The 10113-nt window shown below is 63.0% G+C and carries 12 protein-coding genes, 1 tRNA gene and 2 pseudogenes; 7 read left to right on the top strand and 8 right to left on the bottom strand.

All coding sequences use genetic code 11. The features are described 5' to 3' along the window. Positions 1 to 309: 309 nt before the first annotated feature. A tRNA-Ile gene (locus tag E5W70_RS13665) sits at positions 310 to 385 on the bottom strand. A 180-nt stretch (positions 386 to 565) separates the two neighbouring features. Here E5W70_RS13665 and E5W70_RS13660 point away from each other — a divergent pair. Further along, positions 566 to 1276, top strand: coding sequence for an SIMPL domain-containing protein (locus E5W70_RS13660; protein ID WP_292658789.1), 711 nt, complete (start codon positions 566 to 568; stop codon positions 1274 to 1276). Between the two features lie 132 nt (positions 1277 to 1408). On the opposite strand, the gene E5W70_RS13655 is transcribed toward E5W70_RS13660, so the two are convergent. The 3 genes from E5W70_RS13655 to E5W70_RS33110 form a co-directional block, all read right to left on the bottom strand. Then, positions 1409 to 1768, bottom strand: a complete 360-nt coding sequence (locus E5W70_RS13655) for a hypothetical protein (protein WP_023678277.1) — start codon at positions 1766 to 1768, stop codon at positions 1409 to 1411. Positions 1769 to 2013: 245 nt separating this feature from the next. Further along, on the bottom strand, positions 2014 to 2460 hold the full coding sequence (locus E5W70_RS13650) for a YcgN family cysteine cluster protein (RefSeq protein WP_292658797.1): 447 nt from the start codon (positions 2458 to 2460) through the stop codon (positions 2014 to 2016). Between the two features lie 293 nt (positions 2461 to 2753). Further along, positions 2754 to 3770 carry a hypothetical protein gene (locus E5W70_RS33110; protein WP_366509701.1) on the bottom strand — a complete coding sequence of 339 codons (1017 nt, stop codon included), beginning with the start codon at positions 3768 to 3770 and terminating at the stop codon, positions 2754 to 2756. Here E5W70_RS33110 and E5W70_RS33105 point away from each other — a divergent pair. Continuing rightward, entirely contained in the window at positions 3735 to 4853 is a 1119-nt protein-coding gene (locus E5W70_RS33105; protein ID WP_366509700.1) for an OmpA family protein, read from the top strand. The genes E5W70_RS33110 and E5W70_RS33105 overlap by 36 nt on opposite strands. Positions 4854 to 5091: 238 nt before the next feature. Then, a complete protein-coding gene (locus tag E5W70_RS13640; protein WP_292658798.1) occupies positions 5092 to 5229 on the top strand; it encodes a hypothetical protein in 138 nt (45 codons plus the stop codon). 113 nt (positions 5230 to 5342) lie between these two features. Here the strand turns inward: E5W70_RS13640 and E5W70_RS13635 are convergent, their stop codons facing one another. After that, a complete protein-coding gene (locus E5W70_RS13635) occupies positions 5343 to 6209 on the bottom strand; it encodes an NAD(P)-dependent oxidoreductase (RefSeq protein ID WP_292658785.1) in 867 nt (288 codons plus the stop codon). Positions 6210 to 6376: 167 nt separating this feature from the next. Here E5W70_RS13635 and E5W70_RS13630 point away from each other — a divergent pair, with 167 nt between their 5' ends. Together E5W70_RS13630 and E5W70_RS13625 are read left to right on the top strand one after the other, a co-directional pair. Further along, positions 6377 to 6643, top strand: coding sequence for a type II toxin-antitoxin system VapB family antitoxin (locus E5W70_RS13630; RefSeq protein ID WP_292658783.1), 267 nt, complete (start codon positions 6377 to 6379; stop codon positions 6641 to 6643). Then, entirely contained in the window at positions 6640 to 7029 is a 390-nt protein-coding gene (locus E5W70_RS13625) for a type II toxin-antitoxin system VapC family toxin (protein ID WP_292658780.1), read from the top strand. The genes E5W70_RS13630 and E5W70_RS13625 overlap by 4 nt, the downstream gene beginning before the upstream one ends. Positions 7030 to 7036: 7 nt before the next feature. Here the strand turns inward: E5W70_RS13625 and E5W70_RS13620 are convergent, their stop codons facing one another. Both E5W70_RS13620 and E5W70_RS13615 read right to left on the bottom strand, forming a co-directional pair. Further along, positions 7037 to 7672, bottom strand: a complete 636-nt coding sequence (locus tag E5W70_RS13620) for a helix-turn-helix transcriptional regulator (protein ID WP_292658777.1) — start codon at positions 7670 to 7672, stop codon at positions 7037 to 7039. A 7-nt stretch (positions 7673 to 7679) separates the two neighbouring features. Further along, positions 7680 to 8549: a S1C family serine protease gene (locus tag E5W70_RS13615; RefSeq protein WP_292658775.1), complete on the bottom strand. Its 870-nt coding sequence runs from the start codon at positions 8547 to 8549 to the stop codon at positions 7680 to 7682. A gap of 176 nt (positions 8550 to 8725) precedes the next feature. On the opposite strand from E5W70_RS13615, the gene E5W70_RS13610 reads away from it, so the two are divergent. After that, on the top strand, positions 8726 to 9676 hold the full coding sequence (locus tag E5W70_RS13610) for a trypsin-like peptidase domain-containing protein (RefSeq protein ID WP_292658772.1): 951 nt from the start codon (positions 8726 to 8728) through the stop codon (positions 9674 to 9676). 29 nt (positions 9677 to 9705) lie between these two features. Then, positions 9706 to 9996 (top strand): annotated as a pseudogene (locus tag E5W70_RS13605) (TetR/AcrR family transcriptional regulator); the annotation flags it as partial. Here E5W70_RS13605 and E5W70_RS13600 read toward each other — a convergent pair. Then, positions 9929 to 10113, bottom strand: a pseudogene (locus E5W70_RS13600) (LysR family transcriptional regulator); the annotation flags it as partial. The pseudogenes E5W70_RS13605 and E5W70_RS13600 sit on opposite strands and share 68 nt — an antisense overlap.

Below are 10113 nucleotides of genomic sequence, written 5' to 3'. Positions count from 1 at the left end.
AACCCACTGTGGCACTCAGATGCCGGGAGCGGGAGCCATCCACCTCATCTGCTTTCGGGCAACAGCAAAGCTTATCTCTACGGCCAACGTAGGCGCAAAGCTGTCATTCGCGTCGTGGAAGACGTACGTCGGCTTCGGGTCAGACTTTCCGTTCCCCACCGGTCTTTGCAGCACCGAGCCAGATCCAAATGAATGGTTTCAATCGGACCGGTGCAGGGCGGCTTATCGGCCGCCCTTTTTGTTGGGGCCATAATGGGCCCAAAAAGGTTTTGGGCCGAGGCCACTTTTTCGCAATAAAATCAAATACTTTGGTGGGCCCGGAGGGACTCGAACCCCCAACCAAGCGGTTATGAGCCGCCGGCTCTAACCATTGAGCTACAGGCCCCACGGCGCTGGATTAGTGTTTTTCCCTGAACCGCACAAGGCTTTCCCTGGGCTTTCCGAGCAGACGTTCCAAGGGGCTGGCAGAGATCGCCCAAATCAGCCCATATTGATAACCTATTGCACGTCGCCCATTGGACGCCGCCCACTCGGCTGTCTTGGGATCGCAGATCGAGGAGATTTTATGACCAGACGTATTCTGCCCCTGGCGATTGCCGCCGCAATCGCATTTCCGGCGATCGCGGCCGCCGCCGATTCGCCACCGCCGCCGCGTATCGTCGTCACCGGTGAAGGCGAGGCGGCGATAGCACCCGATCTGGCTCTGCTGACGCTCAGCGTCATGCGCGAAGCCAAGACGGCACGTGCAGCGCTCGATGCCAATAACGACGCCATGGCCGCAGTGATCGCTGCAATGAAATCGTCCGGCATCAAGGAGCGCGACCTGCAGACCGCGGGCATCCAGATTAACCCACGCTATAACTACACCAACAAGCCCGACGGCAGCCAGGAGGCCGAGCTTGTCGCCTACCAGGTGACCAACACGCTGTCGGTGCGCATCCGCGACATCGACAAGACCGGCGACATTCTCGACAAGGCGGTGTCGCTCGGCGTCAACCAGGGCGGCGGCATCTCCTTCTCCAACGACGATCCGGCGGCAGCCGTCACCGAGGCGCGCAAGAAGGCCGTCGCCAATGCCATGGCCAAGGCCAAGACGCTGGCCGACGCGGCCGGCGTCGGCATCGGCCGGGTCCTGGAGATCACCGACCAGAATTTCGCACCACCGCCGATGCCGATCAACGCCAAGGCATTCGATGCCGCCGGTGCGTCAGTCCCGGTGCAAGCCGGCGAAAATTCCTATACCGCACAGGTGACGGTGACTTTCGAATTGAAATGATCATCGCTTGCAGCATGAAAAACCCCGGAGGATCGATCCTCCGGGGTTTTTTTGAGCCACGCTTTCCGTCCTGGCGGAAAGGGCTCCGCTACTCTACCGGCTGCAAGTCAGCCGGCCGCAGGGCCGAAGACCTTAGCGATAGATGATCGGACAGCCGCGCTCGTTGGCGAATACGATCACGACGCGGTCGCCATACTGGCGGCCGGCGACCTTGACGGTGCGGCGGTTGATGTCGATGATGCGGGCGCGGTGCAGGCCCATGCGTTCGGCCTTGTCGATGGCACGCTCCGGCGAACAGGACCGGCGCCAGCCGCCATGACGGCGGTGTTCGCGATAGTAACCATCATCTTCGTCGCCGGTATAGACGCCGACGCGCGGATCCTGGTTATTGCCGAAGCCGAGATAGATGCTGTCAGCATGAGCGGGGATGGCAGCAAGCGTGCCAAGGCCGACAAGAGCCGAAAGAGCCGCCGTCTTGATGGTATTGAACATTGTCTTCTCTCCTTGTTAGGGTTTCCACCCGTTTTCGTCGAACCTATGGCAGGAGAATGCACCCGTCTGTCTGAATTTTTTGCGAACCGACCGTTCATCTCCAGTTCATGAGGCAGAACCGGAATAGCCTCTCGCTTCTGGAACCGGTGTTATGGACGGCGGTGCTACATAGGGTGGATGGGCATGGTGGATGGACAACGTCCGTTTTGCCGTCGGTTCCGGATTTTCGATTTCGCGGTAAAAACCTAAGGCTCGTCCGCGAGCATATGGTCGAAATAGTCGTCCGGCTCGGCAAGGTCGGTCTCGCTGGCGCTGACCCGGTCGCGCATCGAGATGCCGGCCTCGTGCACGGTCTCGTCGCTTCCCGACACCAGCCTGTGCCACCAATAGAGATCGCGGCCCTCGGCCACCAATCGGTAAGCGCAGGTCTTGGGCAGCCAGCTGATGGTGCGCACATTCTGCGGCGTCAGCCCGACGCAATCCGGAACACGCGCCAGCCGGTTGGCATAGTCGGAGCAGCGGCAGCTTCCCGCGTCGAATAGCCGGCAGCCGACGCTGGTCCAGTAGATCTCTCCGGTGTCCTCGTCTTCGAGTTTGGACAGGCAGCATTTACCACAACCGTCGCAGAGTGATTCCCACTCTGCCGGGGTCATCGCCTCGAGGGTCTTGGTCTTCCAGAACGGCTTTTCCATCGTCGGCATGTGGCCCTCGGACGCTTCAAGGTCAAGCACGGCAACCGTGCACCCTCGTCCGAACGATACGCCGGGACCATACGCCGGAACATACGCCAGGACCATACGAATGACATGAAGTCGCCTTCAAAACGCCGGTCAATCGCCCTGTGCCACAGCTAGAACCTACAAACAGGAACCAAACATGGTTGCTGAAAGTTTGGGCAGGGATGGGACAAGGAGTGTTTATGATGAAACGCCAACCACGGATTCTGGCAGGCACGGCGCTTGGCCTGTTGATGGCGTCCGCGCCGTTAGGCGCGTTCCCGCTGCAAGGCAATGCCGCATTCAGCCCCGCCCAGAACAGCGCAATGCTTATCCCGGCGCAGTCGAATTGTGCCGAGGGCGAGTCGGCCGAAGCCTGCGCCCAAAGCCAGCAGGCAGAGCAGCCCAGAAAGAAGAAGCGCGACCAGCAGCAGCAAACGGAATCCGCTCCGGCCGAGCAGGCGGCTCCGGCCGAGACCGAGCAACCCCGCAAGAAGCGGCGCAATCAGCAGCAGCAAACAGAATCCGCTCCGGCCGAGCAGATCGCTCCAGCCGAGACCGAGCAACCCCGCAAGAAGCGGCGCAATCAGCAGCAGCAAACAGAATCCGCTCCGGCCGAGCAGATCGCTCCGGCCGAGACCGAGCAACCCCGCAAGAAGCGGCGCAATCAGCAGCAGCAAACAGAATCCGCTCCCACCGAGCAGATCGCTCCGGCCGAGACCGAACAGCCCCGCAAGAAGCGGCGCAATCAGCAGCAGATCGAAGCGGCCCCATCGGAACAACCGGCCGAGCAGGCAGCGCCGGCAAACGACAACCAGCCCAACGTCAATCCGCGCAAGAAGAAGCAAAAACAGAACCAGCAGATCGAGGCTGCCCCGGCAGAACAGGCTCCGACTGTCGAGCCCGGACAAAAGCCGGGCAAGCGCAAGAAGCCTGCTGAATTGACCGGACCCGCCACGGAGGCGGAAGGCCAGCCGGCGCCGACCAATAAGGAAGCGACCCCACAGGCCCAACCGGCTCCGACCGAGCAGCAGGCCGCTCCCGTCCAGGGCGAACAGCCCCAGGACAAGATCAAGAAACGTGGCAAGAGGCCTGTCGGCGAACAGCCGGTCACAGGAGAGCAACAGCCCTCGACCGGCGAACAGCCTTCGACTGGCCAGGCCGCGCCGGTCCAGGGTGAAAATCCGGTCCAGGGTGAAGCCCAGGCCAATCCGAACGAGGCACCTGTTCTGGACAGCCAGAAGGATGTCTTGCGCAAGCGCAAGGGTGGCAAGGAGCGCGGCCAAAATGCCGGCAAGCAGCAGGGCAACCAGCCCGCCCAGCAGGGCGAGAACCAGGCGGAAGCCCCGAAGCCGGCTCCGGTCGAGGAGGGACCGCCACCCACCGACGACCGGGCAGCCCAGAAGGAGATCAAGCCTGAAAAGATCGCTCCGGTGACCGAGGAAAAGGGCAAGCGTGTCGAGCGTGCGCCGGACATCGAGGATGTTCGCCGCCGTCCGCGCCCCCAGGGCGCCAACGTCGTCAGGGAATTCGGCGACCGCGTCATCCTCCAGTTCAACAACCAGACGTTCGTGGAAAGCAGCGATGCCCCGCGCATGCATCGTGGCGCCAGGAATGTCTATTATGAGGACCTGTCGGGCGATCGCACCCGGGAGATCGTCGAGCGCGACAACGGTGTCCGGATCGTCACTATCCGCAACCGCTACGGCGACGTCATCCAGCGTTCACGCATCGCGCCTGACGGGCGCGAATATGTGCTGAGCTATGTCGACGAGCGGAACTATGACTATGATGCAGACTGGCGCGACCCGGGCGACGACCTGCCGCCGATGCGCCTTACCATCCCGCAAGAGGAATACATTCTGGATTCCGAAGAGGTCGAGGATCCGGACGACTACTACACCTTCCTCGAACGGCCGCCGGTCGAGAGGGTCCAGCGCCTCTATTCGATCGACGAGGTCAAGCGCTCGGCCCGCGTGCGCGACATCGCCCGCCGCATCGACCTCGACACGCTCAACTTCGAATTCGGTTCGGCCTCGATTTCCGACACCGAGGTCCAGAAGCTGGAGGGTGTTGCCAACGCCATGGACAAGCTGCTGAAGAAAAACCCGGCCGAGAGCTTCCTGATCGAGGGCCATACCGACGCTGTCGGCAGACCGGAAGCGAACCTTGCTCTGTCCGACCGCCGCGCCGAGGCGGTTGCCGAAGCCTTGACCAACGCCTTTGGCATCCCGCCGGAGAACCTGACAACGCAGGGCTATGGCGAGGAGTATCTCAAGGTCAACACGTCGGGACCCAACCGCGAGAACCGCCGCGTCGCCATCCGCCGGATTACCCCCCTGGTGGCGCCGGTGGCCAGCGCCCAATAAACCGGAATGTGAACCGCGCGATTTGATCAACCATTGAATCGCGCGGTCATCAATCTTGAAACGCGCGGTTACCAATCCCAGATTCTGGACAGGGCGTTCCCTGCCCTGTCCCGACTCCAGCGGGACACACGAGCCCCGCCGGTTCCCCTCCCCGGCGGGGTTTCGTTTTTTTGGAACCTGGCAAACCGCCGCAGCCTGCCTGAATACGGCACTCCGACAACGGAGCCCGAACCGCCGCGTGACGCGCCTCGAACTCGCCATCGAATCGATCATTCTCGCCTCGCGCTGGCTGCTGGTCGTCTTCTATCTCGGACTGGGCGCGGCGCTCGGCAAGAAGCTGTTCGAGGTCGTCTCCCTCGCCTTCTCTCGGCACTGATGCTTGCCTATATCGACCGGCTGATGGGTCTTGGCAAAGCCAAGAAAGCCGAGGAGTGAGCAGGCGTCTGTGCCGTTCTTTTAAGAGATACTTCCGTAGCGAGATACTTTCCGTCAGTAGATACTTTTGATTTTGGTATCCGTCCGGCCGAACACCTCGTCCGGCACAAAAAAGTCACCGGCGAGCGGGCCTGTCGCGCCCGGCGCATAGGCTGAGAAATCGCTGACGCCCTCGGCGCGCAGCACTTCTTCGTCGATGTAGAAATTGCCGGTTGCCTCGCGCGAGGGCCTGGCCAGGATGGCGTGTGCGGCATCGGCCATGATGTCGGGAGAACGGCTCATCGCCGCCACCGTCGCTCCGCCCAGGAGGTTGCGCACCGCCGCCGTGTCGATGGTTGAGATCGGCCATAGCGAATTGACCGCGATGCCATCCCTGGCGAACTCGGCGCTCATGCCCAGCGTGCACATGGACATGCCGAACTTAGCCATCGTATAGGCGACATGGTTCTTGAACCATTTGGCCTTCATGTCGAGCGGCGGTGCCAGATTCAAGATGTGAGGATTTTCCGCCAACCTCAAGTGTGGAATGCACATTTTGGAGACGAGAAAAGTGCCGCGCGTGTTGATCTGGTGCATCAGATCGTAGCGCTTCATATCAGTCTCCAGCGTGCCGGTGAGTTGGATGGCACTGGCGTTGTTGATGCAGATATCGATGCCGCCGAACCTCTCCACGGTCTTGGCGACGGCTTCGGCGACCTGTGCTTCATCCCGAATGTCGCACAGCACCGGCAGCCCCTTGCCGCCGGCCTGCTCGATCTCTTGCGCCGCTGTGTAGATCGTCCCCGGCAGCTTCGGATGCGGCTCGGCGGTCTTGGCCGCGATCGTCACATTGGCGCCGTCGCGCGCGGCGCGCAGCGCAATCGCCAGCCCGATGCCGCGCGACCCGCCGGAGATGAACAGCGTCTTTCCCTTGAGCGACATCCTTGCGCCTCCCTGTGCTACTCTCTTTTCTACCATCCGCCGGCGGATACAAGCGCCCTTAACCGTAGCGGTGTGACGCCACGGAGGGTCGTGGATTTCGCGGGGGGCGCGTTGAATCTGTCGGGCAACTTTCGTATATATTCTATACGAAAAGGGAGAATATATAAATGGCATTGTCGATCAAGAATATGGAGGTCGAGCAACTGGCACGTGAGCTTGCCCGCCGCCGCCAGATATCCGTGACGGAGGCCATCCGTCAAAGCCTCGAGCGCGAGGTTGCGCGCGAGCGGCTTGTGCCGCGCGACGAGACCGGTGACCTTTTTCAACGTCTGATGGCCATTGCGGAACGAGCCGCACGAATACCGGAGCGCCAAGATGCGATGAGCGACGATGAAATTCTCGGTTATGACGAGCTGGGTATCCCGACGCGATGATCATCGATTCCTCGGCGCTGGTCGCCATTTTACGCACGGAGCCGGGCTACGACCGCTTCGTTTTGGCGATCACCCAGGCTGAAAGACGTTTGCTTCCGGCACCGACACTGCTTGAAACGACAATGGTGCTCGTCGGCCGCTGGCAGGACCAGATTAACGATCGCTTCGAAACCTTTTTGCGCACCGCCTCGATCGAGACAATCCCCTTCACGGCCGACCACGCCGCGGTCGCTCGTCAGGCGTTCCTGCGCTATGGCAAGGGCCGGCATCCGGCCGCCCTCAACTTCGGCGACTGCATTGCCTATGCAGCGGCCCGTATCGAAGCCATGCCGTTGCTGTTCAAGGGTGACGATTTCCGGCTGACCGACATCGAACCGGCTGTTTGATCCACGGCTAGACCAGCACCAGCCCCTGCCGCATGGCTGTAGCGATGGCATCGGTGCGGTTGGCGGCACCGAGCTTCGTCAGGATCGCTGCGACATGGAATTTCGCCGTATGCACGGAGATGTTCAGCCGCCGCGCGATGACCTTGTTGGGCGCGCCTTCGGCGAGCAGTGCCAGCACCTCGCTTTCGCGCGGCGAAAGCGTCGGCCGGACGATCTGCTCGTCGGTCAGTTCCTCTTCGAACCGGTCGCTGTCATGGAAGGTCAAATCGTGATGCCGATCGGATAGAGCATGGCTGTCGCGCGAAATCCGGTAGCCCGCCGCCGCCAGCCGCGCGGCGGCGGCGATCAGCAACTCGTCCGCTTGCACCGGCAGCACGGCAAACACTGTATCGGCCGGCCGTTCACGGGCCGCTCGCGACGATAGCAGCACGCGAGGCATCGCCGCGTCGAAGAGACCGCCTTGTAGCCCATGATCATCGACGATGGCGACATCCGCCGCCCCACGCCCGCCGACTTCGCCCGCCAGAACCGGCCGCAGATCATCGGTCGCAGCGAGAGCCGCGGACAGACTTCGCGCGCGCTCGACGTCACCGAGCGCGATCAGCACCGTCAGCCGTCTGCCAGCGACCTCACCGCTTACCATCTATCCCTCAGCTCAGTGGCTTTTCACCGATAGTCAGGGAGACCTCACGGTTCTCGCCACCGCGCACCACGCCGAGTGTCACCAAGGCACCGGCGCTGTCCGGCCCGAGCTTGCGGATCAGCTCGCGCGGGCCATGCACCGTCTCTGCGTTCCACGACACGATGATGTCGCCGAGACTGAGACCGGCTGCTTTCGCCGGCCCGTTATCGTCGAGGCTCATCACCATGGCGCCCTGTGTATCACCATTGCGGACCGGATGCAGGCCGGCGCCAAGATAGCCGCGCGCCACATGACCCTTCTCGCGCAGCGTCGTGACTGCCCGTTCGATCGTTTCGTAAGGCATCACCAGCGCCCGCCGGCGTGGCCCGAACAGCAGCATGCCGATCAGTCCACCCTTAGCGTCGAGCACAGGGCCACCCTCGAAACGGCCGCCGGCATTGACGGCAAGGTTGATGCGCCGGTCGATCGTGCCGCCGCGCATTGAACGCCAAGCCGGACCGACCTCGCCGACCGTGCCGAAGGTAGCGAGCGAGGTGCCGTCGCTATTGCCCGCGACGACCGCCAGGTTGCCCGGCCGCACCGCATCCGCCTTTACCAGCGACGGCACGCTCGGCGCGCCGGCCGGCTTCAAAACGGCCGTTCCGGTGGACGGGTCGCGGCCGACCAGTTCGGACTTGACGGCTTCGCCCGAAGAAAACGTCAGCTCGATCTCCTCGCCGGCCTCGACCGCCTCCTCGGCAGTGACGAAATAGCCGTCCCGCCAGTGGAAAGCAGTTGACGTCCGGTGGTGCGTCGCGAAGCTGGCCGTCGCTGGTGCCGCGGCTGCCGCGATGTCGGCAATGGCGTCGGAAAACGTGCTCAGATTGAAATCGCTCATGATTTGTCTCCTGGGTTCTTCGTGACCCAGATATCGCCCCGCAGAGCGTTGGCGGATACTCGCCTGACGGCTAGTTGGGCATTTGACTGGCCATCTGGTCAGGTCGCGGCCGGTCCGGCCGCTCCGCACATATAGGCATTGTTCATCTTGTTCCAAAAAAGCTACGGAGCCCTCAGATGGCCCTGCCCGCCCAGCAATTGCACTATGACGATGGCCTTCTCGATGCCTATTCGGCGACGGTCGCCGATGCCGTCGACCGTATCGGGCCCGCCGTCTGCCGCATCGAGCGCGTCGGTGGCCCGGGCGGCCATGGCTCCGGTTTCGTCATCGCGCCGGACGGGCTGGTCGTCACCAACTTCCACGTCGTCGGCGATGCGCGCAGCGTGCGCGTATCAATGCCGGACGGCGCCTCCAGGGAAGGCCGCGTGCTCGGCCGCGATCCCGACACCGACATTGCGCTGGTGCGCGCCGACGGCAACTTTGCCGACGTTGCGCCGCTTGGCGATTCCAAGCGTTTGAGGCGCGGCCAGATTGCAATTGCCATCGGCAATCCGCTCGGCTTCGAATGGACCGTCACCACAGGCGTCGTCTCGGCACTCGGCCGCTCCATGCGTGCCTCCACCGGCCGGCTGATCGACGACGTCATCCAGACCGACGCCGCGCTCAACCCCGGCAATTCCGGCGGACCGCTGGTGTCCTCGGTCGGCGAGGTGATCGGCGTTAACACCGCGATGATCCATGGTGCACAAGGCATCGCCTTCGCGGTTGCCTCCAACACGGCCAATTTCGTCATCTCGGAAATCATCCGCTTCGGCCGCGTGCGCCGTGCCTTCATCGGCGTTTCCGCCGACACCACCAACCTGCCGCGCCGCGCAGCCCTTTTGTCGCAAGTATCGAGCAGCACGGCGGTGCGCCTGCGCAGCGTCGAGAAGAACAGCCCGGCGGACAAGGCCGGCCTCAGGGAAGGCGACATTATTGCCGCCATCGACGGCCGCCCGGTCACCGGCGTCGACGATCTGGTGCGCATGCTCGACGCCGAGCGCATCGGCCACGAGACACTGTGCACGGTGGTGCGCCGCTCCGGCATCACTCAGGTCACGGTGATGCCGTTGGCGCGGGCGAGTTAGCGCGCCGCAGCACCCTGCGCATATAGCGCCTGCTGCTTGATGGCCCGGCCGTGCTCGGCCGCGCCGCCATGGATGCGATCGACAATCGCCATGGCAACCGTTCGCTGCGCGAGGGCCTTGTCGCCGCAATGCGCTCGCACTCCATGACGAGACTGCCTGTGGAAGCACTGAGCGCTTTGCTCGCCGCCGCCTTCGACCGCGCAGCGCTCGCCATCGAAACTGGAGCATCGATCGAGGACTATCGCGCCGTTCTCATGGCGCTGATCGACGGCCTGTCTCCGGCTCCCCCTCAGGCACCTCACCCGGTTCGAACTCGTTGAAACAGCCTAGCTGGCGCTTGAACTGGTCGATCAGCCAGGCGGCCGCCGGCTTCGGGCTGCGATCGGCGCGGTGCATGGCATAGAGCGGCGAGCGGACTTCGCTGTAAGGCTCGAGAT

Origin of the sequence: Mesorhizobium sp., from assembly GCF_005063415.1 — a bacterium.
Lineage (GTDB): Bacteria > Pseudomonadota > Alphaproteobacteria > Rhizobiales > Rhizobiaceae > Mesorhizobium.
This window is presented reverse-complemented; position numbering and strand designations above follow the sequence as displayed.

Excerpts from the sequence above, each read along its gene's own strand:
- E5W70_RS13650 (WP_292658797.1), bottom strand. The coding sequence starts at position 2,460 with ATGGAAAAGCCGTTCTGGAAGACCAAGACCCTCGAGGCGATGACCCCG.
- E5W70_RS13610 (WP_292658772.1), top strand. The coding sequence starts at position 8,726 with ATGGCCCTGCCCGCCCAGCAATTGCACTATGACGATGGCCTTCTCGAT.
- E5W70_RS13635 (WP_292658785.1), bottom strand. The coding sequence starts at position 6,209 with ATGTCGCTCAAGGGAAAGACGCTGTTCATCTCCGGCGGGTCGCGCGGC.
- E5W70_RS13620 (WP_292658777.1), bottom strand. The coding sequence starts at position 7,672 with ATGGTAAGCGGTGAGGTCGCTGGCAGACGGCTGACGGTGCTGATCGCG.
- E5W70_RS13630 (WP_292658783.1), top strand. The coding sequence starts at position 6,377 with ATGGCATTGTCGATCAAGAATATGGAGGTCGAGCAACTGGCACGTGAG.
- E5W70_RS13625 (WP_292658780.1), top strand. The coding sequence starts at position 6,640 with ATGATCATCGATTCCTCGGCGCTGGTCGCCATTTTACGCACGGAGCCG.
- E5W70_RS13615 (WP_292658775.1), bottom strand. The coding sequence starts at position 8,549 with ATGAGCGATTTCAATCTGAGCACGTTTTCCGACGCCATTGCCGACATC.
- E5W70_RS13660 (WP_292658789.1), top strand. The coding sequence starts at position 566 with ATGACCAGACGTATTCTGCCCCTGGCGATTGCCGCCGCAATCGCATTT.
- E5W70_RS13655 (WP_023678277.1), bottom strand. The coding sequence starts at position 1,768 with ATGTTCAATACCATCAAGACGGCGGCTCTTTCGGCTCTTGTCGGCCTT.